Raw genomic sequence first — 24,281 nt, 5'->3', positions numbered from 1 at the left:
CCATGGTTCGTCTACTCTTCTGGATCGCCCTGATCGCCGCCGCGTTCTGGCTGTGGCGTAAATTCAAGATCAGCCAGCAATCACGCCCCGAGCCACGCCTCGAAGACCCCTTGACCATGGTGCGCTGCGCCCATTGCGGCGTACACCTGCCCAACGACCGGGCACTCAAGCTCGGCAAGGACTGGTACTGCAGCCAGGCCCACCTCGAGCAGGGTCCTGGCCGACAAGGCTGATTGCCGACAACTGGCTCCCCCCAGTGCAGGAGGGGCCAGTTTTCAGATTGCCGGGCAAGGCCCGCTTATCCCTCCCCGACCCTTTAGCTCCATTTGCGACCCCTCCCCCCCGCCACCATTGACCCTGCCCGACAAAACTCGCTAAATCCTATTTATCCGCATAAATATGAAAAATAGCGAAATGCTCAAGCCCAAACGCAAGCGCCAGAAGCTCTCGGACCTGATCGTCGAATCGGTCAAGCGCTCGATCGTCACCGAAGCCTTGCGCCCCGGTGATCGCCTGCCCACCGAACGCGAGCTGATGGAGCACTTCGAATGCTCCAAAGGGACCGCCCGCGAGGCACTCAAGGCCCTGGAGGTCGAAGGGCTGGTCAACACCCGCACCGGCCCGACCGGCGGCGCCTATCTCGCTGAAGTGGGCACCGAGCCGGCCAGTCGCGCGCTGCGCAACTACCTGCACTTCCAGCATCTGGACGGCGAACAGGTCTACCAGTTGCGCAAGGTCATCGAGGTCGAGTTGGCAGTGGCCGTGATGGGGCAGCTCAGCGACGCCGACTATGCCGCACTGCAGGCCAACATCGACTTCTGCAGCACCCCGGAAGACAGCGAGCAGGGCCAGCGCGAACAGCGCCTGGCGGAAATCGAGTTCCACACCTTGCTGGCACGCCGCTGCCCCAATCCGCTGCTGCGCTTCATGGCGGTGTTCCTCAACGACCTGCTGCGCGACCTGGTGGTACTGAAGAAGGCCTACCTGCCCAAGCGCCAGCAGTTCGCCGCGGCCAACATCGACTACCACAAGCAACTGCTGGTCGCCCTGCGCGCCAGCGATGAAAAGGCCGTGCGCCGGCTGATGCACGAGCACATGTGCGACGCCGAACATCACATGACCGCGCTGGAGGGCGAGGTCGAACGCAACTTCCTGCTGGAGTTCGAGCACCACCACTGATCCAGCCTGCACAGAGGCCTGCCTACAGGCCCGGCCGTACCCGCTTTGCCATTGCCACTCCTGCCTAATAACCAGAATCAAGGAGTTATCCATGCAAAGACGTACCCTGCTCAAGGCAGGTCTTGCCCTGGGTGCCCTCGGCAGTCTCCCCCTGGGAGCGCACCGGGCATTCGCCGAACAGCCGCTGGTCTTCTACGGGCTCAAGTCGATGTCCGGCGCCTTCGCCAGCTACGGCAAGTACGCCGACATGGGCTCGCGCCTGGCCATCGCCGAGCATCCGCAACTGCTGGGGCGGCCGCTGCAGTACAAGGTCATCGACACCGAAGGCAATGCCGGCAAGGCCGTGCGCAAGGTCCAGGAAGCCATCGGCCAGGACGGTGCGAGATTCTTCCAGGGCTGCACCCTGTCTTCCTCCGCCCTGGCCGTGTCCAAGGAAATCAACAAGGCCGGCGGCGTATTCATGACCCCGGTCGGCGCCGACGAGATCACCGGCAAGGATTGCAATCTCTCGACATTCCGCTGGTCGGTGCCGACCTACGGCGCGATTCGCGAAACCCTGGTGCCGATGATCCGCCAGCTGCCGCAAGCCAAGCGCTGGTACACCATCACCCCGCAATACGTGTTCGGCGATGCGCTGCTGGACAATGCGCGCAAGGTTTTTGCCGAGTTCGGTGTCGAGCACATCGGCAACAGCTACCACTCGCTGCAGGAACAGGAGTTCTCCGGGTACCTGACCAATGCCATCGCCGCCAAGCCCGACGTGCTGGTGCTGCTGAACTTCGGCAGCCAGTCGTCCAACGCCCTGCGCCAGGCGGTCAACTTCGGCATCAAGGAGCGGATGAAGGTGCTGCTGGTCTGGTCGGCAGGGCTCGACCAGTTCCAGGAGCTGGGCAGCGATGTGCTCGAAGGGGTCTACCTGGGCGCCCAGTACTGGCATCAGGTGGATACGCCGCTGAACAAGGCGCTGGTCGCCGCCACGCAGAAGGCCTATGGAATCAACCCCAACTATCCGCTGGCCGCCGACTACATCGGCACCAAGGTCATGCTCGACGCCATCGTCCAGGCTGGCACCTTCGACGGCGCCAGCGTCGCCAGGGCCTTGCAGGGCATGCGCTTCCAGGGCCCGACCGGCGAAGAGCTGATCCGCCCTGGCGACCACCAGGTGCTCAAGGACTACTACCTGCTGCGCGGCAAGCCCCAGGGGCAGTTGCGCGACGAGGACGACCTGGCTGAAGTCATCAGTTCGGGCCGCTCGTTCGTCGAGGTCGATCACACCGGTTGCGCCCTGGCCTGAGGCCGCGCCGCCAGTCAAACACACCTGTACAGGCAGCCGCGCCGCGCGCTGTCGAGGGCACGCTCATGCTCGAATTGTACCTGTTCCAACTGCTCAACGGCCTGGGCCTGGGGATGATCTACTTCCTCATCGCCGTAGGCCTGACGATCATTTTCGGCCTGCTGAACTTCGTCAACTTCGCCCACGGGGCGTTCTTCCTGCTCGGCGCCTACCTGTGCTACACCGCCGTGGCCCTGACCGGCAACTTCTGGCTGGCATTGCTGATCGCCCCGCTGGTCGTGGCAGCGCTGGCCTGGGCGGTGGAGCGCCTGCTGATCAAGCGCATCTACCACCTGCCGCACACCTTCCAGATCCTGGTCACCCTGGGCATCGCCCTGATCATCCAGGAAGCCTCGGTCCTGATCTGGGGGCCGGTGGGCAAGAACATCGCCGTACCGCCGGAGCTCCGTGGCGTGGTGATCCTGGGCGACTTCATCTACCCCTACTACCGCCTGTTCCTGATCGGCTTCGCCGCGCTGATCGGCCTGGCCTTGTGGCTGCTGCTCGAACGCACGCGCTTCGGTGCCCTGGTACGCGCCGGCAGTGAAAGCACCGAAACCGTGTCGCTGCTGGGCACCAACATCTTCCGCCTGTTCTCCCTGACCTTCGCCCTCGGTGTGGGCCTGGCCGGTGTCGCCGGGGTGCTGTTCGCGCCGTTGCGCGGTGCCCAGCCCTTCGTCGGCCCGGAGATCCTCGGCATCGCCTTCGTAGTGGTGGTGATCGGCGGCATGGGTTCGTTCGGCGGCGCGCTGGTCGGTGGACTGCTGGTCGGCGTGGTGCAAAGCATGATGACCAGCCTCTGGCCGCAAGGCGCCAGCCTGATGATCTACGGGGCGATGGCCGCGGTGATCCTGGTCCGTCCCTATGGCCTGTTCGGGAGAGCATGATTGATGAGCGAGAAGAATCCATTACCGGTCGGGCCGCGCACGCCGGTCCTGCTGTTGCTGGTGGTCGCCAGCCTGGTGCTGCTGCCGTTGGTGCTGCCTTCGGCCACGCTGGCCACCGAGATACTGATCTTTGCCCTGGCGGCGCTCGCCTGCAACCTGCTGCTGGGCTACACCGGCCTGCTGTCGTTCGGCCAGGGCATTTTCTTCGGCGTGGGTGCCTATGGCGCGGCACTGCTGATGATCCATCTGAAATGGGGGCTGTTCGCCGCGCTGCTGGGCGCTGCGGTATTCGGTGCGTTGCTGGCGCTGCTGGTCGGCGCACTGGCGATCCGGCGCAAGGGCATCTACTTCGTCATGCTGACCCTGGCCTTCAGCCAGATGGCGTACTTCCTGGCCTACACCCTCAGCGGCTGGACCGGTGGCGACAACGGCCTGCTCGACGTGCCGCGGCCGAATATCGAGGTCTTCGGTCATGTACTGGTCGATCTGGCCGACCCTCGGCATTTCTATGCCTTCGTCGCCCTGCTGTTCCTGTTGATTTTCGCCTTCGCCCTGCGGGTGATCCGCTCGCCCTTCGGCAGCACCTTGCTGGCGATCCGCGAGAACGAGACCCGCGCGGCGGCGATCGGCTACGACACCCGCCACTTCAAGATCCTGGTGTTCATGCTGTCCGGCGCCATCACCGGTATCGCCGGGGCGCTTTACGCCATGCTGCTGCACTTTGCACCGCTGTCGAACATCGACCTGATGATGAGCGAGAACATCCTGATCATGACCATCATCGGCGGCACGGGCTCGCTGTTCGGCTCGCTGCTGGGGGCCGGCGCCATCGTGGTGCTGGGCGACGTGCTGTCGGAGCTGTGGCCGCGTTGGCTGATGCTGCTCGGGCTCATCCTGATCCTGGTGGTGGTGTTCATGCGTGGCGGCCTGTGGGGCGGCCTGGCCGAGCTGGGCAAGCGCCTGCGTCCGGGGCGTACGTTGTCGACCGAGACCAAGGAGACCTTGTGATGAGCGAGTTCCTGCTGGAAACCCGCAACCTGGAGCTGGCCTACGGGCCGTTCCGCGCAGTCGGCGGTGTCGACCTGAAAGTCCGCCCTGGCACCATCCACACGGTCATCGGCCCCAACGGCGCCGGCAAGACCAGCCTGTTCCACTGCCTGACCGGCGAACGCCAGGCCACCGCCGGCAGCATCCTGTTCAATGGCCGCGACATCGTCCGCAAGCCCTCCCATGGCCGCGTGGCCCTGGGCATGGCGCGCTCGTTCCAGCTCACCAGCCTGTTCCAGAACCTCTCGGTACGCGAGAACCTGCGCCTGGCCGCCCAGGGCCGCGATGGCCTGGGCGCGCTGAACTTCTGGCGCAGCGTCGAGCACAAGCGCAGCCACTGGGACACCGCCGACCAGGTGCTCGAGCGCCTGAAACTCACAGGCCGTGCCGACACCCTCGCCGGCGAACTCTCCCATGGCCAGCAGCGCGTACTGGAAGTCGGCATGTCGATCTGCGCCAAGCCAAGCCTGCTGATGCTCGACGAACCCACCTCCGGCATGGGCATCGACGACATTCCGCTGATGACCGAGCTGATCAGCGATCTGGGCCGCGACCACACCGTGCTGCTGATCGAGCACAACATGAGCATCGTCATGTCGATCAGCCAACGCATCACCGTCATGAGCCACGGCCAGATCCTGGTCGAGGGCACCCCGGAATTCGTGCGCAACGACGAACGCGTGCGCACCGCCTACCTTGGAGAGGCCGCCTGATGCTCAACGTCGACTCGATCCATTCCTACTACGACAAAAGCCACGTGCTCGAAGGCGTCTCCCTGCAGGTCGGTGCCGGCGAACTGGTGACCCTGCTGGGGCGTAACGGCGCCGGCAAGACCACCACCCTGCGCAGCATCCTCGGCATCGTGCGGCCACGCCAGGGCCAGATCAGCTTCGATGGGCAGCCTCTGGTCGGCCGCGAAATCTTCGATATCGCCCGCCGGGGCATCGCCCTGGTGCCGGAGCACCGCGGCATCTTTCGCCAGCTCAGTGTCGAGGAAAACCTGAAGATCGCCACGCGCAAGGAGAGCCGCTGGCAACTGCGTGACGTCTACGCGATGTTCCCGCGCCTGGAAGAGCGCCGCCGTAACGGCGGCTTCGCGCTGTCGGGTGGCGAGCAGCAGATGCTGGCGATCGCCCGGGCCCTGCTCAATGGCCCGCGGTTGCTGATCCTCGATGAGCCGACCGAGGGGCTGGCGCCGGTGATCGTCGACGAGTTGGTGAAGATCCTGCGGCGGATCAAGGACGAGGGCCTGTCGATCCTGCTGGTGGAGCAGAACCTGATGGTCTGCGATGCCTTGGCCGATCGTCACTACGTGCTCGAACAGGGTCGCGTGGCCTACCAGGGAACCGCCGCACAGTTTCGCGACGACCCGAGCATCAAGAACCGCTACCTGGCGCTGAGTGCCTGATTTCAGGCATTGCTCTGTACCGGCCTCTTCGCGGGCAAGCCCGCTCCCACTGGGATATCGCCACGCGCCGCCCGCGAAGAAGCCCCCTATTTGCTACAGGAGAGACGCCCCATGAACACCCGCATCGATCCCTCGCAACACCTGCTCGGCCAGGGCGCCCTGGTCAACCGCGAGCGCCTCTGGCAATCGCTGATGGACCTGGCCCGGCTCGGCGCCACGGCCAAGGGCGGCGTGTGCCGCCTGGCGCTGACCGATCTCGACCGACAGGCCCGCGACCTGTTCGTGCGCTGGTGCGAGGAGGCCGGCTGCACGGTCAGTGTTGACGCCATCGGCAACATCTTCGCTCGCCGCGCAGGACGCAACCCGGCACTGGCGCCGGTCATGACCGGCAGCCATATCGATACCCAACCCACCGGAGGCAAGTTCGACGGCTGCTACGGCGTCATGGCCGGGCTCGAAGTGGTGCGCACCCTCAATGACCTTGGCCTGCAGACCGAGGCCCCACTGGAAGTGGTGGTGTGGACCAACGAAGAAGGCTCGCGCTTCCCACCGTGCATGATGGGGTCGGGGGTGTTTGCCGGCAAGTTCGGCCTGCAGGAGACCCTCGACAAGGTCGACGAACAAGGCCTTTCGGTGGGCGCGGAGCTCCAGCGCATCGGTTACGCCGGCCCGCGGGTGCCCACCGGGCATCCGGTCGGTGCTTATTTCGAAGCGCATATCGAACAAGGGCCTGTGCTGGAGGACCAGCGCACCACCATCGGTGTGGTTCAGGGCTGCCTGGGCCAGAAATGGTTCGACCTGGTACTCACCGGCGTCGAGGCGCATGCAGGCCCGACGCCGATGCACCTGCGCAAGGATGCGCTGGTTGGCGCTGCCGAGGTGGTGGCCGCAGTCAACCGCGTGGCCCACGCCCACCAGCCCCATGCCTGCGGCACCGTCGGCTGCCTGAACCTGCACCCTGGTTCGCGCAACGTGATTCCCGGCCAGGTGCAGATGACCCTCGACCTGCGCCACCTCGACCCCGCCCAACTGGATGCGATGGTCGCCGAGGTGCGCGAGGTGATCGAGGCCAGTGCCGCCCGCCATGGCCTGAGTTTCGAGCTGACCCCCACCGCCGACTTCCCACCCTTGTACTTCGCCGAGCAGTGCGTCGATGCGGTACGCCAGGGTGCGCGCGAATTGGGCCTGAGCCACATGGACATCGTCAGTGGCGCTGGCCACGATGCGATCTTCCTCGCCGAGATGGGCCCGGCCGGGATGATCTTCGTGCCGTGCGAAGGCGGCATCAGCCACAACGAAATCGAGAACGCCGCGCCGCAGGACCTGGCAGACGGCTGCGATGTGCTGCTGCGCGCCATGGTCCAGGCCGCCAACCCGGGAGCCCATTGAGATGACAGGCAAGACCGCCATCGGTGAATTCAGTGCCACCGAGCTGCTCGAACTGTACCGACGCCGCCAGTTGTCGCCGCTCGAAGTGATCGACGACGTGCTGGCCCGCATCGACCTGCACAACCCTGCCGTCAACGCCTACTGCCATGTCGACGGTGAAGGCGCGCGCGCCGCGGCCCGCGCCAGCGAACGCCGCTGGCAGCGTGGCGAGCCGTGCGGGCGCCTGGACGGCCTGCCCGCGTCGATCAAGGACCTGACCTTGACCCGCGGCATGCCGACCCGCAAAGGCTCGCGCACCAGCTCAGGCGCCGGGCCGTGGGAAGTCGATGCGCCCTTCAGCGCCTTCATGCGCGAGGCTGGCGCAGTGCTGGTGGGCAAGACCACAACGCCGGAGTTCGGCTGGAAAGGGGTCACCGACAACCCGTTGTACGGCATCACCCGCAACCCTTGGGATACCCGTCTGACCGCGGGCGGGTCGTCTGGCGGTGCGGCAGCAGCAGCGGCGCTCAACCTCGGCGTGCTGCACCAGGGCAGCGATGCCGGTGGCTCGATTCGAATCCCCTGCGCCTTCACCGGCACCTTCGGCATCAAGCCGACCTTCGGCTACGTACCGCAGTGGCCAGCCAGCGCCATGACCGTGCTGTCGCACCTGGGGCCGATGACTCGTACGGTGGATGACGCCGTGCTGATGCTCGACTGCGTGGCCCGCCCCGACCCGCGCGACGGCCTGGCCGGAGCCCCGCGCCAGTCGCCCTGGCTGGACGACTCGACCGACCTGCGCGGCCTGCGCATTGCCTACAGCGCCGACTTCGGCTACATAAAGGTCGATCCGCAGATCCAGGCCTTGGTGACCCAAGCCGTGCAGCGCCTGGCGCGCCTGGGGGCAACGGTAGAGGAAGTCGATCCAGGCTTCAGCGACCCGCTGCAGACCTTCAATACCCTGTGGTTCGCTGGCGCGGCACGCTTGGCCAGTGGACTGAGCGAGGCACAGCGGGACTTGCTCGACCCGGGCCTGCGCGGCATCGCCGAACAGGGGGCCGGCATCAGCCTGGCCGATTACACCCAGGCCCTGGAAGCACGCGCCGAGCTGATCGCGCAGATGAACGCCTTCCACCAGCGTCATGACGTGCTGCTGTCACCGATGCTGCCGCTGGTCGCGTTCGAAGCCGGGAACAACGTGCCGCCAGGGTCGGGCATGGCGCAGTGGATGGAGTGGACGCCGTTCAGCTACCCGTTCAACCTGACCCAGCAGCCTGCGGCGTCGGTCCCCTGCGGTTTCACGCACGAGGGGTTGCCGGTGGGGCTGCAGGTGGTGGGCGCGCGCTTTGCCGATGAACAGGTGCTCAGGGTGTGCAAGGTGTACGAGCAGCATTACCCTAGCCGGCACCTGCAGGCGCCGCACCGACACTGAGGGTTGTGCAAAATCCGCAGCGGCCTTGCGCAACGCAAGGCCGCTGCATGTTTTCAGCCCAGACGCCCGGCCGGCGCGTAGGGCGCAGGATCGATGATCGGCTCGGCCCCGGTCAGCAGGTCGGTAAACAACTGGCACGAAGCAGGCGCCAGCACCAGACCGTTGCGGTAATGCCCGCAGTTGAGCCACAACCCCGCATGCCCAGGCACCGGCCCGATGTAGGGAATGCCTTCAGGCGAGCCCGGTCGCAGCCCGGCCCAATGCCCAACGACTGGCGCGTCCTTCAGTTGCGGCAACAGCTCGATCGCCGAAGCCCGCAGGCTTTGCAGCGCTGCCTCGGTCGGGGTCTTGTCGAAGCCCTCGTGCTCAAGCGTGCTGCCCACCAGAATATGCCCGTCACGCCGCGGAATCGCATAACGCCCCTTGGCCAGTACCATGCTTGGCAGGAAGTCGGCATCGCACTTGAACAGGATCATCTGCCCCTTTACCGGCTCCACCGGCAATTCCAGCCCCAGGGAGCGCAACAGGTCACCACTCCAGGCACCGGCACTGAGCACCACTTCGTCGGCGCTCAGCACGCCTTCATTCGTCAGCACACCGGTCACACGCCCGCCTTCCTGGGCGAAACCGTTGATCTGGCAGTGCTCGCGCAGACTGACGTTGGGCAGCGCCAGCAACGCGGCTTTCAGCGACTTCACCAAGCGCGGGTTGCGCACGTTGGCCACGCCAGCCATGTAGATGGCGCGCTGGAAGCCTGGGCCGAGGACTGGCACGGCGTCATAGGCCGCCGAGATATCCACGGCGCTCAAGGGACGTTGTTCGCGCGCAGCCCAGGCCAGGGCCTGGGCTTCATCGTCGAGGTCGAGCCAGTACAGACCGGTGGTGTGCACTTCAGGGTCGACACCCGTGCTGGCGAACAGGCGCTCGCCCAACTGTGGATAAAAATCCTGCGACCAATGCGCCAGGGCGGTCACCGCCGGGCTGTAGCGCCACGGATACAGCGGCGAGACGATACCACCGCCGGCCCAGGACGACTCACGGCCGACCTCGCCCTGGTCGCACACCACCACCCGGTCAACCTTTGCGGCCAGGTTGAACGCAGTCAGCAGACCGATCACCCCGCCACCGACAATCACTACGTGCTTGCTCATCTGTCGATCCAACACCTGAAGTAAAAACGCCTCACCAACAATCCGCCTCATCCAGCGCCCCGGGGTTTGCGCGCACACCGGCCTGGTCAAGCTGGTAGTCGCCACAACGATCACGCGCCATCAGCCCCTGGGCCTGACGCTCGGCCAGTAGCCGATACTGGCCGTGCTCGCGCCAGGCTCGCAGGCGGTAGAAACGGCTACCCTCGGGCAGCGGTGTCTGCCACTGCTCGCTGTCGGCATACTGGCCGGTACGGGCGTAGTGATATTCCAGACGCTGGGCGGCATCGTGCAGCAGGCCGACCACTTCGCCGCGCGCGGCACGCCGAAGCTGGTCGCTGTAGCTGGGATAGGCAACGCTCGCCAGAATGCCGGTCACGGCCACGACAAGCAACAGCTCCATAAGGCTTAGGCCACGTTGCATCTCAAGCCCCCCTGAATCGCTGGCGCCAGGCGATACGCCGGGGTGCCTGGGCCTGTCCGGGCTCGACCGCATAGATCGCCTCCAGTACCTGCCGTGCGCGGGCCTGACGGCTTACCGCAGTGATCCGGAACAGAACCACCCTTGCCCCTTCCGGCATGTGCGCAGCGCGAGTACTAACGCCCAGTTGCTGCACCAGGAAGAAACCGTGCTCGCTGGCCTGCCAAGGTGGGCGTCCATCGATCAGGTCATGGGGTGCGGGCGGTGGGGCGCACACCTGGCAGGGCGAGGGGGGCGCCAGGGCAAGCTGCAGCGCGCCCGCCAGCAGGCTCGCCTCGGCCTCTTCAAAGGCGCGCGCCGCCGCCAGCGCGCTGCCCGCCAAGGCTATCTGCTGCAGCGTGTCACGCAGGGCCGAGATGGAGAACAGACCAAGCAGCAGGCTCAGCACCAGGGCCAGCAGCAAGACCATTCCGCGCTGGGCGCTCATGACGGTGGCAACCGGTTGCGCAGGGCAACGCTCAGCGCGTAGTCCCGCTCGATGCCCAGCACAGGGTCGACAAGGGTCAACTGCAGGTCCACACGCTCCCCGTCATTGCCCACGACACGGGTGGCGCGAAAAGCACGCACATTGTCGATGAGCACGGCATTCATGCCGCCGCCGCTGAGCATCAGGCTGTCGCCTTGAAAGCGGTAGGTCTGCCGCCGCAGCGGGAAAGCCAGCGTGGTGCCGCTGCCGGGCTGGCGTGCCGGATGCACTTGTGCCCAGGCGAGACAGTCGGTGAGCAGCGTCCAGTCCGGGTTTCCTCCGGCCCCTGGTACATCGGCGCTCACCAGGCTGAGCGTGGCCTCGCGGCCATTGCCGGCGTGGGATATCTGCAACGGCTGGGCAAAGGCCTGTGCAGCAGATGGGTCAATGAACTCGAGGGTTTCGGCTGCCAGGCAACCAAACATGCCGGTCATGCGAATGTCCTGCGCCAGCCGGTGCAAGGCCAGCGACGCGTCATCCTGCATCCGCGACAACGCGCCTTGCATGCGCCAGGCCTGCTGGGCCGAGACCAGGGCCTGCCCCGCTGCGGCCAGCAGCATCAAGCCCAAGGCCAGTGCCAGCAAGGCCTCCAACAGGCCGAAGCCTTGCTGTCGGCTCATCATGGCAACACCCGGCCCTGCAGCGCGATGACCTGCGCCTCGCTGCCGCGTGGGTCGTGCCAGCGAATCTCCAGTTGCAACCACTCCCCGGTCACCACCGCCCGCCCCTCGCCGCTCTCGCCCAGCAGCGAACCGATCAGGGCGCGCCAACTGTGCAGCGCCTCGGGCTCAAGGGTGCCGCTCGCCCTCACCCGCTCGAACAACAAGTGCGCCAACTGCACGGCCTGCGCATCGCGCCGCGCCCCTTCGCCGACCTGCACTGCGCGTATCTGCGATGCCGCCGCGGCGAACAGCCCGAGCGACAGCACCAGCACTGCCAACACCACTTCCAGCAAGGTCATGCCCCGCTCCCTGTGCACCATGGTTTCGCCTCCTGCGAAATTTCCCGCCAAGCATGACCGGCCTGGCTGACTGGACCTCCTGGTCCGCAGCACCGAAGCTACAGCGAAGCACTTCCAGGGAGGAATGCACGATGCGGCAACAGGGAGTAACACTGATACAAATGATGAGCGTACTGGCCATGCTCGCGCTTCTGACACAGCTCGCGGCACCGGCCTACGCCAACTTGACCGAAGACCTTCGCCAGGCCGCAGCCGCCCGTGACCTGGCGCAGAGCCTGCGAAGTGCACGTAGCCACGCCCTGCTGCAGAACCGGAGCGTTGTGGTGCAACCACTGGAGGGGGATTGGGGGACGGGTTGGCAAACAGTGCAAGAGGGAGACCAGCAACTGCTGCGCGAGCATCGGCTGGGCCGATCCGTGAGGATCGCTGCCAACCTGGAAAAGCTGAGATTCAGTGGCCTGGGCGTCCCCCTGCGCGACAATGGCGCATTTTCCGGCGGCACCTTGCAGGTCTGCCAACGCGCGCAGGGCAACAGTCAGCATCGGGTCGTTGTCGCACCTAGCGGGCGAGTCAGCCTGCGCAGCGGGGCGAGCGAAGCACCGCGCTGCGCAGCCCCCTGATCAGATCAGCGAGCGAACCCGCAGCTCCTTTGGCATCGAGAAAGTGATGTTCTCTTCACGCCCGTCGAGCTCTTCAGCGCCCGTAGCGCCCCAGGTTTTGAGCTGCTCGATCACCCCACGCACCAGCACCTCGGGCGCAGAAGCGCCTGCGGTGATGCCGATGCGCTGTACGCCGTCGAACCAGGCACGCTGCAGGTCTTCGGCACCGTCGATCAGGTAGGCCGGGGTGCTCATGCGCTCGGCCAGCTCGCGCAGACGGTTGGAGTTGGAACTGTTCGGGCTGCCGACCACCAGTACCACATCACACTCGTCGGCCAGTTGCTTGACCGCATCCTGGCGGTTCTGGGTCGCGTAGCAGATGTCGTCCTTGCGTGGGCCGCCAATATTCGGGAAGCGTGCGCGCAGGGCATCGATGACGCGACTGGTATCGTCCATCGACAGGGTGGTCTGGGTGACGAACGCCAGGTGGTCTGGGTCGCGGACCTGCAGGGTGGCGACATCCTTCTCGTCCTCGACGAGGTAGATGGCGCCGCCATTGCTGGCGTCATACTGGCCCATGGTGCCTTCGACTTCCGGGTGCCCTTCGTGGCCGATGAGGATGGTCTCACGGCCGTCGCGGCTGTACTTGGCAACCTCGATATGCACCTTGGTCACCAACGGGCAGGTGGCATCGAACACCTTCAGGCCACGCCCGGCGGCTTCCTGGCGTACCGCCTGGGACACACCATGGGCACTGAAGATGACGATCACATCGTCCGGGACCTGATCCAGCTCTTCGACGAAGATCGCGCCACGGTTGCGCAGGTCCTCGACGACGAACTTGTTGTGCACCACTTCGTGGCGCACGTAGATCGGCGGCCCGAAAACTTCCAGGGCACGGTTGACGATTTCGATCGCCCGATCGACACCCGCGCAGAAGCCACGTGGATTGGCGAGTTTGATTTGCATGCTCGGCTCCAGGCTCACAGCGCCTTCACATCGAGGATCTTGACCTCGAAGTTCAGGGTCTTGCCAGCCAGCGGATGGTTGAAGTCGATGGTCACCTGGTTGTCATCGAAGGCTTTCACCACACCCGGAAGCTCGGTGTTGGCGGCATCGTTGAAGATCACCAGCAGGCCCTCGGACAGCTCCATGCCGTCGAACTGCGAACGAGGCATCACCTGTACGTTCTGCGGGTTAGGCTGACCGAAGGCGTTCTCAGGGGCGATGGTCAGCTTGCGCTCGTCGCCGGCCTTGAAGCCGAACAGTGCAGTCTCGAAGCCCGGTAGCAGGTTGCCATCGCCGACCTTGAACACGGCTGGCGCCTTGTCGAAGGTGCTGTCGACGGTGTCGCCGTTTTCCAGGTGCAACGCGAAGTGCAGGGTGACTTCGGTGTTCTGGCCGATACGGGTCTCAGTCATGGACCGGCTCCTCGGTTTTCTTGCTCTTGAACATGTCCAGCGCCAGCATCACCGCACCGACGGAAATCGCGCTGTCAGCCAGGTTGAAGGCCGGGAAGTAGTGGGTGTTGCGCCAGTGGACGAGGATGAAATCGACCACATGCCCCAGCACGACGCGGTCCCACAGGTTGCCGATGGCACCGCCCAGCACCAGGGCCAGCGCGACCGCCAGCCAGGTCTCGTTGCGCCCCAGGCGCTTGAGCCAGACCACCAGCACGACACTGACCACCACGGCGATCAGGGCGAACAGCCAGCGCTGCCAGCCCGAGCTGTCGGCCAGGAAACTGAAGGCCGCGCCGGTGTTGTAGGCCAGGGTCCAGCTGAAGTAGTCGGGGATGACCACGATCTGCTGATACATGGTCAGGGCGTTGTCGAAATACAGCTTGGTGGCCTGGTCGAGGACCAGGACCACCAGGCTCAGCCAGAGCCAGGCAAGGCGCCCGAAGCGCCCCGCTGCAGGATTAGGCATAGTGGCGCACCTCACCGTTGCCGCTGATGTTGTCGACGCAGCGAGCGCAGATCTCCGGGTGCTCCGGATGGCTGCCGACGTCGGCGCGGAAGTGCCAGCAACGGCCGCACTTGGCGTGGCCGGACTTGACCACTTTCAGCTTGAGGCCTTCGACTTCGGTTGTCACCGCCTCGGCCGGCGCCTGGACGAACGGCACCACGCTGGCGGCAGAGGTGATCAGCACGAAGCGCAGCTCGTCGCCCAGCTTGGCCAGGTCGGCGCTCAGGCCTTCCTCGGCGAAGAGCGTGACTTCGGCCTGCAGGTTGCCACCGATGACCTTGGCCACGCGCTGGTTCTCCAGCTCCTTGTTGACCGCTGCCTTGACCGCCATGATGCGGTCCCAGTAGGCGCGATCCAGCTCGCTGTCCTGCGGCAGCTCGCTCAGGCCCTGGTACCAGGTGTTGAGCATGACCGACTCGTTGCGCTCGCCCGGCAGGTACTGCCAGATCTCGTCAGCGGTGAAGGCCAGGATCGGCGCGATCCAGCGCACCAGCGCCTCGCTGATGTGGTACAGCGCGGTCTGGCAGGAGCGGCGCGCGACGCTGTTGGCGCCGGTGGTGTACTGGCGGTCCTTGATGATGTCGAGGTAGAAGCCGCCCAGCTCCTGCACACAGAAGTTGTGCACCTTGGAGTAGACGTTCCAGAACCGGTACTCGGCGTAGTTCTCTTCCAGCTCGCGCTGCAGCAGCAGGGTGCGGTCGACCGCCCAGCGGTCCAGCGCCAGCATGTCTTCGGCCGGCAGCAGGTCACGCGCCGGGTCGAAGCCGGACAGGTTGGAGAGCAGGAAGCGCGCGGTGTTGCGGATACGCCGGTAGGCGTCGGCGCTGCGCTGCAGGATCTGCTCGGAAACGGCCATCTCGCCAGAGTAGTCGGTGGCCGAGACCCACAGGCGCAGGATGTCGGCGCCCAGGGTGTTGTTGACCTTTTCCGGCTCGATGGTGTTACCCAGCGACTTGGACATCTTGCGGCCGTTCTCGTCCACGGTGAAACCGTGGGTCAGCAGCTCGCGGTACGGCGCGTGGCCGTCGATGGCGCAACCGGTCAGCAAGGAGGAGTGGAACCAGCCGCGGTGCTGGTCGGAGCCCTCCAGATACAGGTCGGCGCGCGGACCGGTGGTGTGGCCGATGTCGTGCGAGCCACGCAGCACGTGCCAGTGGGTGGTGCCGGAGTCGAACCAGACGTCGAGGGTGTCGGCGATCTTGTCGTACTGGCCGGCCTCGTCACCCAGCAGCTCCTGGGCGTCGAGCTTGAACCAGGCCTCGATACCTTCTTTCTCGACGCGCTTGGCCACTTCTTCCATCAGTTCGACGGTGCGAGGGTGCAGTTCGCCGGTCTGCTTGTCGAGGAAGAACGGGATAGGGACGCCCCAGTTGCGCTGGCGCGAGATGCACCAGTCAGGACGGTTGGCGATCATCGCGTGCAGGCGCGCCTGGCCCCAGGACGGCACGAACTTGGTGTCCTCGATGGCCTTGAGCGCACGCTCGCGCAGGTTTTCACCGTTGTTGGGCTGCTTGTCCATGCCCACGAACCACTGTGCGGTGGCACGGTAGATCAGCGGGGTCTTGTGGCGCCAGCAGTGCATGTAGCTGTGGCTGATGGTTTCGGTGTGCAGCAGCGCACCGACTTCCTGCAGTTTCTCGACGATGGCCGGATTGGCCTTCCAGATGAACTGACCACCGAAGAACTCCAGCGATGGCGCGTACACACCGTTGCTCTGCACTGGCGTGAGGATGTCGTCGTTGACCATGCCGTAGCGCTTGCAGGTGACGAAGTCGTCCTCACCGTAGGCCGGTGCGGAGTGGACCACACCAGTACCGGCGCCCAACTCGACGTACTCGGCCAGGTAGATGGGCGACAAGCGCTCGTAGAACGGGTGGCGGAAATTGATCAGCTCCAGCGCCTTGCCTGGCGCCGTGGCCACTACCGAGCCTTCCAGCGCATAACGCTTCAGGCACGACTCGACCAGCTCCTCGGCCAGCACCAGCAGGCGCTCGCCGGTATCGACCAGGGCGTAGTTGAAATCCGGGTGGATGTTCAGCGCCTGGTTGGCCGGGATGGTCCAGGGGGTGGTGGTCCAGATCACGATCGCGGCAGGCTTGGCCAGCGAAGCCAGGCCGAAGGCGGCGGCCAGTTTGTCCTGGTCGGCGATCGGGAAGGCCACATCGATGGTCTGGGATTTCTTGTCGGCATATTCGACCTCGGCCTCGGCCAGGGCCGAACCGCAATCGAAGCACCAGTTCACCGGCTTGAGGCCCTTGAACACGAAGCCCTGCTTGACCATCTCGGCCAGGGCGCGGATCTCGCCAGCTTCGTTGGCGAAGTCCATGGTCTTGTAGGGGTTGTCCCAGTCACCCAGCACACCCAGGCGGATGAATTCGCTCTTCTGCCCTTCGATCTGCTCGGCGGCATAGGTGCGGCACAGCTCGCGGGTCTGGTCGGGCGTCAGGTGCTTGCCATGGGTGACCTCGACCTTGTGCTCGATCGGCAGGCCATGGCAGTCCCAGCCCGGTACATAGGGCGCGTCGAAGCCCGACAGGGTCTTGGAGCGGACGATCATGTCCTTGAGAATCTTGTTCAGCGCGTGACCGATGTGGATTTTGCCGTTGGCATAGGGCGGGCCGTCGTGCAGGACGAACTTCGGACGATCCTTGCCAATCTCGCGCAACTTCCGGTACAGGCCAATGCTGTCCCAGCGCTGCAGGATCTGCGGTTCGCGCTGAGGCAGGCCGGCCTTCATGGGGAAGGCGGTGTCCGGAAGGTTAAGCGTGGCTTTGTAGTCGGTCATTTCAGGCTCTTGGTTAGCGGTTGAGCGTGCCAGTGGGCACGCGCGGCGGCGATGTCCGCGTCGATCGCCGACTTCAGCGCCTCCAGGGAGGCGAATCGCTGCTCCTCGCGCAGCTTGTGGTGGAACTCCACTGTCAGACGCCGGCCATAGAGGTCGCCGGTGTAGTCCAGGAGGTGGATTTCCAGGTGGGGACGCCCATCACCCTTGACGGTAGGACGAACCCCGATGTTGCCGACACCCGGCCAGGGCGTGCCGTCGATCTCGATGCTGGTCAGGTAGACCCCGGACAGCGGTACGCGACGGCGCTTGAGCTGGATGTTGGCGGTGGGCGTGCCGAGCTGACGGGCCAGTTTCTGGCCGTGCAACACGCGCCCGGTAATACGATACGGACGGCCCAGCAAGTGCTCGGCCAGCTCGAAGTCGGCTTCGGCCAAAGCCTTGCGCACTTCGGTGCTGCTGACGCGCAGGCCGTCCTGGATCACGGTGTTGGCCGCCTCGACGGTGAACCCGTACTGCTGGCCGGCCTCGACCAGGAAATCGAAGTCACCTGCGCGATCACAACCGAAGCGGAAGTCGTCACCGACCTCCAGGTGCCGCACGCCCAGGCCGTCCACCAGCACCGCCTTGACGAACTGATCGGCACTGAGCTTGCTCAGGCGCTGGTTGAAGGCCAGGCACAGCACCCGGTCGATGCCTTCGCCGGCCAGCAGCTCGACCTTGTCGCGCAGACGCGCCAACCGGGCCGGCGCGGTGTCCGGGGCGAAGTACTCACGTGGCTGCGGCTCGAAGATTACCACGCAGGTGGGCAGGCCCAGCTCCTGGCCGCGCTCACGCAAGCGCGCCAGGATGGCCTGGTGGCCCCGGTGAACCCCGTCGAAGTTGCCAATGGTGGCGACACAGCCCCGGTGCTCGGGGCGCAGGTTGTGAAGACCTCGAACCAGCTGCATAACGCGCTTCTTGCTCATAAAGTGGCCGATTATAACCACACCGGGGCGCTGGTGACAGGCAGCAGTGCCACTGTGGGCCATGGAATGCGAAAAACCGACGCCTGACCCTGTCCGCGCCCTAGTGAAGTGCCTTGCGAGCGAAATGCCGGGGCCGGAAACCACACAGGAAAAGGCAACCAAAGTAAGTCACCACGCCCGCGCCAATCAATGCGCCCAGACGCAGGAAGCGCTCGAGCATGCCGCCCTGCGCCCATGGCGGCATGAAGTGCATGCCCAACAGCAGCACAACGGACATCAGCCCAACTGCCAGTACCAGCTTGAGCAGGAACATCGCCCAGCCCGCCTGGGGCTGGAACAGGCCCTGGCTGCGCAGTTTCCAGAACAGCAACCCGGCGTTGAGGCAGGCTCCCAGGCTGATGGCCAGGGCCAGACCAGCGTGCTGCAGCGGACCGATCAGGGCGAGGTTGAACAATTGCGTGCAGACCAGGGTGAAGATGGCGATCTTGACTGGCGTACGGATGTTCTGTTGCGCATAGAAGCCAGGAGCCAGCACCTTGACCAGGATGATCGCCAGCAGCCCCACCGAATAGGCGATCAGCGCTCGCTGGGTCATGGCCGCATCGGTGGCGGTGAACTTGCCGTACTGGAACAGCGCCACGGTCAGTGGTTCGGCAAGGATCGCCAGGGCCAGCGTGCAGGGCAGCACCAGCAGGAAGCACAGGCGCAGGCCCCAGTCGAGGATTCGCGAATACTCTTCGCGGTCCTTGTTGGCGTAGGTCTTGGCCAGCGTGGGCAGGAGGATGGTGCCCAGCGCCACGCCCAATACACCGGAGGGCAGCTCCATCAGGCGGTCGGCGTAGTACATCCAGGATACAGAGCCGGCCACCAGGAAGGACGCGAAGATGGTGTTGATGATCAGCGAAATCTGGCTCACCGACACCCCGAGGATCGCCGGCAGCATCTGCTTGAGCACGCGCCATACCCCGGTATCCCGCAGGTTCAGCCGTGGCAGCACGAGCATGCCGATCTTCTTCAAGGCTGGCAGCTGGTACAGCAACTGCGCCAGGCCGCCCGCCAGAACGCCCCAGGCCAGGGCCATGATCGGCGGATCGAAGTACGGGGTGAGGAACACGGCGAAGGCGATCATCGCCACGTTCAGCAGCGTTGGCGTGAAGGCAGGTACAGAGAAGCGGTTCCAGGTATTGAGGATCGCCCCGACGAGCGACGACAGAGATATCAGCAATATATAAGGAAATGTCACCCTCAACAGTGCGGTGGTGAGTTCGTATTTCTCGGCACTGTCGACAAAACCGGGGGCTGTGACCCACACCACCCAGGGCGCGGCGAGTATGCCCAGGGCAGTGACCAGAGCCAGGACCAGCGTGAGCAGGCCACTGACATAGGCGATGAAAGTGCGCGTGGCCTCCTCGCCCTGCTGGGTCTTGTACTCGGCAAGGATGGGCACGAAAGCCTGGGAAAACGCGCCCTCGGCGAAGATACGCCGCAGCAGGTTGGGCAGTTTGAAGGCAATGAAGAAGGCATCGGTGGCGATGCCGGCACCGAAGACCCGCGCCAGAATGGTGTCGCGCACGAAGCCCAGCACCCGCGAAATCATGGTGATAGAGCTGACTGCAGCCAGGGATTTGAGCAGGTTCATCGAAAAGTTTTACGCCTGGGACTTGAGAGCGCTGCCAGTTGGCGCCCGAGTGTGCGATAATCCCGCTTCTTTGCAGGGGTGCCAAAAACTCCCGAGTTTACAGGTCGTTGCGTAGAAAGGAATCTCTCCTTACGCGCGCACATGCCACTCGGCAGATCCTTGCAACTGGCCTTGACATCCGTCCGACTCATCGGCATGATTCGCGGCCTTATTTGTTTGCTATTTACCCAAAAGTCTTTCGAGGAGCTCGACGGTGGCCAACACACCTTCCGCCAAGAAACGTGCAAAACAGGCTGAGAAGCGTCGCAGCCACAACGCCAGCCTGCGTTCCATGGTCCGTACCTACATCAAGAACGTAGTCAAGGCCATCGACGCTAAAGACGCCGAAAAAGCGCAAGCTGCCTACACTCTGGCTGTACCTGTAATCGACCGTATGGCCGATAAAGGTATCATCCACAAGAATAAAGCTGCTCGCCACAAAGGCCGTCTGAATGGCCACATCAAGGCACTGAAAGAAGCTGCAGCTGCCTAAGCGACGCGCTTTAACAAAAACCGACCTCAGGGTCGGTTTTTTGTTGCCTGCGATTTATGTGGCCAGCGTCAGGGTCTGTATGAAAAGCCTTGAGACGAAGGTCAGGCAAGGCGAAAACAGCCGAGGAACGGCCGGGGTCGCGCTCGACTTTACGGGTTGTAAATGAGCATTCCGACCGGGCTGGCGCACCAGGCTGTTTTCAACGCAGCATCACCGAGTATCAAGGTTTTTCATACAGAGCCTAGGCTACCCAATGAAACCGGGCCGCGATAAGCGGCCCGACTTTATTGCTACTTGCCCACCGGGATCTTCGGCGCCCACTGCAGCCAGGCATCATCCGGCTTGTCGAACAAGGCGAAGGTCTGCTGCGGCCGTGCGGGATTGCCCATCTGCTCGCCATCCGGCGTGGCGAAGGCGATCCCTCCATCGATGAGGGTTTCCAGCGATTCGGTCCTCACTGTAGCCCCCTTGAACAGTCCCCAGTCAAAGCCGAAGCCACTGCTGTTCCAGAAACGGCTGCCGCCACGCACCAAGGCAGCATAACGCGGCTCGATCAGGATATGGATCAACACCCGATCCGCACTCTGCCCCAGCTCGTAGCCCGTGACCTTGCCAACCTGCACTTCACGATAGGTGACTGGCACACCCGGCTTTATCGATCCACGACGCGAGGCACTCAACGTCAGCGGTAGCCCGACTTCCTGACCAACCACCTCCGGCGCTTCGGGCAAGGCGATGAAGTCCCGCTGCGGGCCCTGACTCTTCAGTGCCGGCTGTACCTCCAGGTACTGGCCGCCGATCAGGGTGTCGAGGTTCTCTGTGCGCACCAGCCCGAATGCCGGCTTCACCACCCAGAATTGCGTGCCTGCCCGGGCAATACGGTCCGCGGCATCGGTGATCCGCGCTCGCAGCAGCACCGCCTGCAGGTCGGAGGTCAGGTCGACGCTTTCAATGCTGCCTACATCCAGGCCACGGAAGCGAATCGGCGTACCGGGCTTGAGGCCATCGGCACGGTCTACACGGATGGTCACCAGAGTGCCGGCGCGGTTGGCAGCCTCCTCGTTCTCCAGCAGGCGGAAGCGCGGAATGTGTCGCTTGAGCGGTACGTTCTGCTGTGGTGTATCGAAGGCGATGCCGCCGGCCATCAGGGTCTGCAACGACTCACTCTTGATCTTGATACCCGACAGGCCGCCGGTGAGGGTGATGCCGCTGGCATTCCAGAAGCGCGTCGAGCCGTTCACCAGGCCGGCATACTCTTTCTCGATATGCACACCAATCAGGATACGCTTGCTGTTGCGAGCGAACTGATAGCTCTGCACGCTACCGACTTTGACCTGGCGATAGGTTACCGGGCTACCGACCTCGAGCGAGCCGAGCGTGTCAGCGAACAGCACCAGGTGCAGGCCCGGCGCCTTGAGATCGAGCGGTGGCGCCTTGGCCCGAGCCTCGAACTCACGCTGCGGTCGCGCACCTTTCTCACCCGGACGGATGGCGATGTAGTTACCCTTTACCAGTGCCTCAAGGCCGGTGATGCCCGCCAATGAAATGGACGGCTTGACCACCCAGAACTGGGTGCCCTCCACCAGGTAGTCCTCAGCCAGCGGGTCCAGCGTGAGCTCAGCCATGGCGCCGTCTAGACCATCATCGATCTTCAACGTCTTCATGGAACCCACCTGGATACCCTTGTACATCACCGGAGTACGCCCAGCCTGCAGGCCTTCGTAATCGGTCAGGTGCACCTTGATGCGGATACCGGCCTGAGCCGCCTCGAAGTCCTCATAGAGACGGAACGGCAGGCTCGGATCAGTGGGCGGGCTGTCCTTGCGATGCTCTGGGGTGGCGAAGGCGATGCCGCCCGCCACGATGCTCGAAAGCGACTCGCTGCGCACCTTGACGCCTGACAGGTTGGCATCGATGCTGATGCCGCTGGCATTCCAGAAACGCGTGTGCTTGCGTACCAGGCTTGCGTATTCAGGCTCGATGAACAGCTTGATCTCGACCGTTCCATGATCGTCTGACAGGCGATAGCTTTTTACCTTGCCCACCTGGATCTGCTTGTAGAACACCGGGCTCTCACGATTGAGCGAGCCCAGGCGCTCGGCCTTGAGCGTCAGGTGCAGGCCAGGCTCCCTGTCAGAAAGCGGTGGCGCCTCGGCCAGCGCGGTGAAGCGGCGTGTCGGCTCGCCCTGCCCCGGATCAACGGCGATGTAATTGCCGGAAACCAGTGTCTCCAATCCGGAGATCCCGGCCAGGCTGACACTCGGCTTGACCAGCCAGAAGCGCGTGCCTTTATTCATGTGCGGCTCCGCCGCCTTGTTCATCTCGATGGTGGCGATCACACCCGTGTTGCTGCCCTCGGCATCCAGCACCAGGCTGGTAACCTTGCCCACCGACATGCCTTTGTAGATCACCTCGGTCTTGTTGGCGACGATACCCTCGCCAGTCTCGAAACGTACCTGGATCTCCACGCCAGCGTCACGATAGGCCTGCCAGGCAAGCCAACCCCCGATCATCAGGGCAATCAGCGGCAGAATCCAGATGGCCGACCAGTTCGAGGCTGGGCGTGTTTTGGCCGTTGGCAAGTCACTCATGGTCGTCGTCCGACTCCGTGTTATCCCAGATCAGTCGGGGATCGAAAGTTAAAGCAGCAAGCATCGTCAGGATCACCACACTGGCAAAGGCGACGGCGCCCAGGTTGGCTTCGACACTGGCGATACGACCGAAATTCACCACCGCCACCAGAATGGCGATGACGAAGATGTCGAGCATCGACCAGCGACCGATGAATTCGATAAAGCGGTACATCAGTATCCGCTGCCGAGCTGAGAGCGGCTGATGACGCTGCACCGAGTAAAGCAGCAGGCCAATGCCCACCAGCTTGAACGTCGGCACCAGGATACTGGCGATGAAAACCACCGCAGCAATGGGCAGCATGCCATGCTTCATCAGGGTGATGACCCCGGACATGATGGTGTCCGGACTGCCCTTGCCCAATGTACTGACCGTCATGATCGGCAGCAGGTTGGCCGGGATGTACAAGATCATCGCAGTGACGAGCAGCGCCCAGGTGCGCACGATACTGTTGGGGCGACGCGCATGCACGATGGCACCGCAGCGAGTGCAGGCCTGCGAGTCGCTGCCCGGCTCCTGGCGATTGAGCTCATGACATTCATTGCAGACCAGGATACCGGCATCAATCGCCCGCATGGGTGCCCTCCCCGGAAAGCGCTACCCATATCTGATGCGGCGACATCACCACCTCCAGCCACACCTGCACCAGCAACAGGCTGATAAAGCAGAACAAACCCAGCCCGATGGTCAGTTGCGCCAGGTCGACCAGCTTGACGATCGCTACCAGCACGCCCATGAAGTACACCTCGAGCATCCCCCACTCCCGAAGGTGATGATAGATGCGATAGAACAGCAGGCCATGACCACGACCGATATTCAGGCGAATGCTCAGCAGTACCAGGAGTTGGCAAAGCAGCTTGAGCAACGGAATAGCCATGCTGCAGAGAAACACCACCACGGCGATGCCACGCATTTGTGAGTTGTACAGGCCCAGCACACCGCTCCACACCGTGTCGTCAGAGGTCTGACCGAGCAGGTGCAGTTGCATGATCGGCAGGAAGTTGGCCGGAATGTAGAGAAACAACGCCGTCAGCACCAGGGCCAAGCTGCGATTGACGACATTGTGGCGGTGGGCGTAGAGCTCATAGCCGCAGCGCGGGCACTGCGCCTTTTCGTCATGCTGCAGCACGGGCTTGCGCAGCAGCAGGTCGCACTCGTGGCAAGCCACGAGCTCTTCCAACGGCAGGCGTGCCAGCGCTTCGGGATCGACAGGGTTGGGCATAGGGGGATCTGCTGGGAATCTCGGCTCTATTCTAGTGTTCCGACCCGAAATGTGGGAGATGGTGCTCTGCAAAGGACGTTACGATTGGTGTCCAGCAAGCTGCTGCAGGTGCGATTTAGTAAACGCCAGAAAGACAAAACCCCTACCTGCTCGCGCAGATAGGGGTTTTGCGAAATGAATCTTGACGATGACCTACTCTCACATGGGGAAACCCCACACTACCATCGGCG

Annotated in this window: 25 protein-coding genes; 11 read left to right on the top strand and 14 right to left on the bottom strand. The window is 64.1% G+C overall.

Annotated features, from left to right (window positions below; translation table 11 throughout):
• The first annotated feature begins 2 nt into the window (after nt 1-2).
• From HU748_RS22265 to HU748_RS22225, 9 genes are all read left to right on the top strand, one after another.
• A complete protein-coding gene (locus HU748_RS22265) occupies nt 3-233 on the top strand; it encodes a PP0621 family protein (RefSeq protein WP_063542822.1) in 231 nt (76 codons plus the stop codon).
• Nucleotides 234-414: 181 nt separating this feature from the next.
• Nucleotides 415-1,179, top strand: coding sequence for an FCD domain-containing protein (locus HU748_RS22260; RefSeq protein ID WP_186667599.1), 765 nt, complete (start codon nt 415-417; stop codon nt 1,177-1,179).
• A 91-nt stretch (nt 1,180-1,270) separates the two neighbouring features.
• The gene (locus tag HU748_RS22255; protein ID WP_186721961.1) at nt 1,271-2,473 is read left to right on the top strand and encodes an ABC transporter substrate-binding protein; all 1,203 of its coding nucleotides are present in this window, start codon (nt 1,271-1,273) and stop codon (nt 2,471-2,473) included.
• 65 nt (nt 2,474-2,538) lie between these two features.
• Nucleotides 2,539-3,399 (top strand): branched-chain amino acid ABC transporter permease, encoded by an 861-nt coding sequence (locus HU748_RS22250; RefSeq protein WP_186667597.1) that lies wholly within the window; start codon nt 2,539-2,541, stop codon nt 3,397-3,399.
• Nucleotides 3,400-3,402: 3 nt separating this feature from the next.
• Entirely contained in the window at nt 3,403-4,407 is a 1,005-nt protein-coding gene (locus HU748_RS22245; protein WP_186721959.1) for a branched-chain amino acid ABC transporter permease, read from the top strand.
• Entirely contained in the window at nt 4,407-5,159 is a 753-nt protein-coding gene (locus HU748_RS22240; RefSeq protein WP_186721957.1) for an ABC transporter ATP-binding protein, read from the top strand. Before HU748_RS22245 ends, HU748_RS22240 begins: the two co-directional genes overlap by 1 nt.
• Nucleotides 5,159-5,854 (top strand): ABC transporter ATP-binding protein, encoded by a 696-nt coding sequence (locus HU748_RS22235; protein ID WP_063542818.1) that lies wholly within the window; start codon nt 5,159-5,161, stop codon nt 5,852-5,854. Before HU748_RS22240 ends, HU748_RS22235 begins: the two co-directional genes overlap by 1 nt.
• 111 nt (nt 5,855-5,965) lie before the next feature.
• Entirely contained in the window at nt 5,966-7,243 is a 1,278-nt protein-coding gene (locus HU748_RS22230) for a Zn-dependent hydrolase (RefSeq protein WP_272979755.1), read from the top strand.
• Nucleotide 7,244: 1 nt separating this feature from the next.
• On the top strand, nt 7,245-8,654 hold the full coding sequence (locus tag HU748_RS22225) for an amidase (protein ID WP_186721955.1): 1,410 nt from the start codon (nt 7,245-7,247) through the stop codon (nt 8,652-8,654).
• A gap of 53 nt (nt 8,655-8,707) precedes the next feature.
• Here HU748_RS22225 and thiO read toward each other — a convergent pair whose 3' ends face one another.
• Genes thiO through HU748_RS26745 form a run of 5 tightly spaced genes read right to left on the bottom strand, consistent with a single transcriptional unit; the run spans nt 8,708 to nt 11,710 of the window.
• Entirely contained in the window at nt 8,708-9,805 is a 1,098-nt protein-coding gene (gene thiO, locus HU748_RS22220; protein ID WP_186721952.1) for a glycine oxidase ThiO, read from the bottom strand.
• 31 nt (nt 9,806-9,836) lie between these two features.
• Nucleotides 9,837-10,226, bottom strand: coding sequence for a type IV pilin protein (locus HU748_RS22215; RefSeq protein ID WP_186667592.1), 390 nt, complete (start codon nt 10,224-10,226; stop codon nt 9,837-9,839).
• Nucleotide 10,227: 1 nt separating this feature from the next.
• Nucleotides 10,228-10,710, bottom strand: a complete 483-nt coding sequence (locus HU748_RS22210; RefSeq protein WP_186667591.1) for a hypothetical protein — start codon at nt 10,708-10,710, stop codon at nt 10,228-10,230.
• Nucleotides 10,707-11,372: a prepilin-type N-terminal cleavage/methylation domain-containing protein gene (locus HU748_RS22205; RefSeq protein ID WP_186721950.1), complete on the bottom strand. Its 666-nt coding sequence runs from the start codon at nt 11,370-11,372 to the stop codon at nt 10,707-10,709. The genes HU748_RS22210 and HU748_RS22205 overlap by 4 nt, the downstream gene beginning before the upstream one ends.
• Nucleotides 11,369-11,710, bottom strand: a complete 342-nt coding sequence (locus HU748_RS26745; protein WP_346655291.1) for a hypothetical protein — start codon at nt 11,708-11,710, stop codon at nt 11,369-11,371. Before HU748_RS26745 ends, HU748_RS22205 begins: the two co-directional genes overlap by 4 nt.
• 131 nt (nt 11,711-11,841) lie before the next feature.
• On the opposite strand from HU748_RS26745, the gene HU748_RS22195 reads away from it, so the two are divergent.
• Nucleotides 11,842-12,330, top strand: coding sequence for a GspH/FimT family pseudopilin (locus HU748_RS22195; RefSeq protein ID WP_186721948.1), 489 nt, complete (start codon nt 11,842-11,844; stop codon nt 12,328-12,330).
• Here HU748_RS22195 and ispH read toward each other — a convergent pair whose 3' ends face one another.
• From ispH to murJ, 6 genes are all read right to left on the bottom strand, one after another.
• Complete coding sequence (gene ispH, locus HU748_RS22190; RefSeq protein ID WP_186667588.1) at nt 12,331-13,278, bottom strand: 4-hydroxy-3-methylbut-2-enyl diphosphate reductase; 948 nt, start codon at nt 13,276-13,278, stop codon at nt 12,331-12,333.
• A gap of 14 nt (nt 13,279-13,292) precedes the next feature.
• Nucleotides 13,293-13,730, bottom strand: a complete 438-nt coding sequence (locus tag HU748_RS22185; RefSeq protein ID WP_065863423.1) for a peptidylprolyl isomerase — start codon at nt 13,728-13,730, stop codon at nt 13,293-13,295.
• Nucleotides 13,723-14,238, bottom strand: coding sequence for a signal peptidase II (gene lspA, locus HU748_RS22180; protein WP_186667587.1), 516 nt, complete (start codon nt 14,236-14,238; stop codon nt 13,723-13,725). The genes HU748_RS22185 and lspA overlap by 8 nt, the downstream gene beginning before the upstream one ends.
• Entirely contained in the window at nt 14,231-17,062 is a 2,832-nt protein-coding gene (gene ileS, locus HU748_RS22175) for an isoleucine--tRNA ligase (protein ID WP_186709454.1), read from the bottom strand. The genes lspA and ileS overlap by 8 nt, the downstream gene beginning before the upstream one ends.
• Complete coding sequence (gene ribF, locus HU748_RS22170; protein WP_186667585.1) at nt 17,059-18,009, bottom strand: bifunctional riboflavin kinase/FAD synthetase; 951 nt, start codon at nt 18,007-18,009, stop codon at nt 17,059-17,061. Before ribF ends, ileS begins: the two co-directional genes overlap by 4 nt.
• 118 nt (nt 18,010-18,127) lie before the next feature.
• Nucleotides 18,128-19,666, bottom strand: a complete 1,539-nt coding sequence (gene murJ / locus HU748_RS22165; protein WP_186721946.1) for a murein biosynthesis integral membrane protein MurJ — start codon at nt 19,664-19,666, stop codon at nt 18,128-18,130.
• A gap of 253 nt (nt 19,667-19,919) precedes the next feature.
• On the opposite strand from murJ, the gene rpsT reads away from it, so the two are divergent.
• Complete coding sequence (gene rpsT, locus HU748_RS22160) at nt 19,920-20,198, top strand: 30S ribosomal protein S20 (protein ID WP_029614579.1); 279 nt, start codon at nt 19,920-19,922, stop codon at nt 20,196-20,198.
• 290 nt (nt 20,199-20,488) lie between these two features.
• Here the strand turns inward: rpsT and HU748_RS22155 are convergent, their stop codons facing one another.
• Genes HU748_RS22155 through HU748_RS22145 form a run of 3 tightly spaced genes read right to left on the bottom strand, consistent with a single transcriptional unit; the run spans nt 20,489 to nt 24,051 of the window.
• Nucleotides 20,489-22,789 (bottom strand): MlaD family protein, encoded by a 2,301-nt coding sequence (locus HU748_RS22155; protein WP_186711888.1) that lies wholly within the window; start codon nt 22,787-22,789, stop codon nt 20,489-20,491.
• The gene (locus HU748_RS22150) at nt 22,782-23,405 is read right to left on the bottom strand and encodes a paraquat-inducible protein A (RefSeq protein WP_186711887.1); all 624 of its coding nucleotides are present in this window, start codon (nt 23,403-23,405) and stop codon (nt 22,782-22,784) included. The genes HU748_RS22155 and HU748_RS22150 overlap by 8 nt, the downstream gene beginning before the upstream one ends.
• Complete coding sequence (locus tag HU748_RS22145; protein WP_186721945.1) at nt 23,392-24,051, bottom strand: paraquat-inducible protein A; 660 nt, start codon at nt 24,049-24,051, stop codon at nt 23,392-23,394. The genes HU748_RS22150 and HU748_RS22145 overlap by 14 nt, the downstream gene beginning before the upstream one ends.
• Nucleotides 24,052-24,281: the final 230 nt, after the last annotated feature.

This window comes from Pseudomonas sp. RW3S2 (assembly GCF_014268955.1).
GTDB lineage: Bacteria > Pseudomonadota > Gammaproteobacteria > Pseudomonadales > Pseudomonadaceae > Aquipseudomonas > Aquipseudomonas wayambapalatensis.
The sequence above is the reverse complement of the archived record's forward strand: the minus strand, read 5'-3'. Positions and strand labels throughout refer to the sequence as shown.

What these genes read in the sequence shown, in the direction of transcription:
- HU748_RS22265 (WP_063542822.1), top strand. Translation starts at nt 3, where the DNA reads ATGGTTCGTCTACTCTTCTGGATCGCCCTGATCGCCGCCGCGTTCTGG.
- HU748_RS22260 (WP_186667599.1), top strand. Translation starts at nt 415, where the DNA reads ATGCTCAAGCCCAAACGCAAGCGCCAGAAGCTCTCGGACCTGATCGTC.
- HU748_RS22255 (WP_186721961.1), top strand. Translation starts at nt 1,271, where the DNA reads ATGCAAAGACGTACCCTGCTCAAGGCAGGTCTTGCCCTGGGTGCCCTC.
- HU748_RS22250 (WP_186667597.1), top strand. Translation starts at nt 2,539, where the DNA reads ATGCTCGAATTGTACCTGTTCCAACTGCTCAACGGCCTGGGCCTGGGG.
- HU748_RS22245 (WP_186721959.1), top strand. Translation starts at nt 3,403, where the DNA reads ATGAGCGAGAAGAATCCATTACCGGTCGGGCCGCGCACGCCGGTCCTG.
- HU748_RS22240 (WP_186721957.1), top strand. Translation starts at nt 4,407, where the DNA reads ATGAGCGAGTTCCTGCTGGAAACCCGCAACCTGGAGCTGGCCTACGGG.
- HU748_RS22235 (WP_063542818.1), top strand. Translation starts at nt 5,159, where the DNA reads ATGCTCAACGTCGACTCGATCCATTCCTACTACGACAAAAGCCACGTG.
- HU748_RS22230 (WP_272979755.1), top strand. Translation starts at nt 5,966, where the DNA reads ATGAACACCCGCATCGATCCCTCGCAACACCTGCTCGGCCAGGGCGCC.
- HU748_RS22225 (WP_186721955.1), top strand. Translation starts at nt 7,245, where the DNA reads ATGACAGGCAAGACCGCCATCGGTGAATTCAGTGCCACCGAGCTGCTC.
- thiO (WP_186721952.1), bottom strand. Translation starts at nt 9,805, where the DNA reads ATGAGCAAGCACGTAGTGATTGTCGGTGGCGGGGTGATCGGTCTGCTG.
- HU748_RS22215 (WP_186667592.1), bottom strand. Translation starts at nt 10,226, where the DNA reads ATGCAACGTGGCCTAAGCCTTATGGAGCTGTTGCTTGTCGTGGCCGTG.
- HU748_RS22210 (WP_186667591.1), bottom strand. Translation starts at nt 10,710, where the DNA reads ATGAGCGCCCAGCGCGGAATGGTCTTGCTGCTGGCCCTGGTGCTGAGC.
- HU748_RS22205 (WP_186721950.1), bottom strand. Translation starts at nt 11,372, where the DNA reads ATGATGAGCCGACAGCAAGGCTTCGGCCTGTTGGAGGCCTTGCTGGCA.
- HU748_RS26745 (WP_346655291.1), bottom strand. Translation starts at nt 11,710, where the DNA reads ATGACCTTGCTGGAAGTGGTGTTGGCAGTGCTGGTGCTGTCGCTCGGG.
- HU748_RS22195 (WP_186721948.1), top strand. Translation starts at nt 11,842, where the DNA reads ATGCGGCAACAGGGAGTAACACTGATACAAATGATGAGCGTACTGGCC.
- ispH (WP_186667588.1), bottom strand. Translation starts at nt 13,278, where the DNA reads ATGCAAATCAAACTCGCCAATCCACGTGGCTTCTGCGCGGGTGTCGAT.
- HU748_RS22185 (WP_065863423.1), bottom strand. Translation starts at nt 13,730, where the DNA reads ATGACTGAGACCCGTATCGGCCAGAACACCGAAGTCACCCTGCACTTC.
- lspA (WP_186667587.1), bottom strand. Translation starts at nt 14,238, where the DNA reads ATGCCTAATCCTGCAGCGGGGCGCTTCGGGCGCCTTGCCTGGCTCTGG.
- ileS (WP_186709454.1), bottom strand. Translation starts at nt 17,062, where the DNA reads ATGACCGACTACAAAGCCACGCTTAACCTTCCGGACACCGCCTTCCCC.
- ribF (WP_186667585.1), bottom strand. Translation starts at nt 18,009, where the DNA reads ATGCAGCTGGTTCGAGGTCTTCACAACCTGCGCCCCGAGCACCGGGGC.
- murJ (WP_186721946.1), bottom strand. Translation starts at nt 19,666, where the DNA reads ATGAACCTGCTCAAATCCCTGGCTGCAGTCAGCTCTATCACCATGATT.
- HU748_RS22155 (WP_186711888.1), bottom strand. Translation starts at nt 22,789, where the DNA reads ATGAGTGACTTGCCAACGGCCAAAACACGCCCAGCCTCGAACTGGTCG.
- HU748_RS22150 (WP_186711887.1), bottom strand. Translation starts at nt 23,405, where the DNA reads ATGCGGGCGATTGATGCCGGTATCCTGGTCTGCAATGAATGTCATGAG.
- HU748_RS22145 (WP_186721945.1), bottom strand. Translation starts at nt 24,051, where the DNA reads ATGCCCAACCCTGTCGATCCCGAAGCGCTGGCACGCCTGCCGTTGGAA.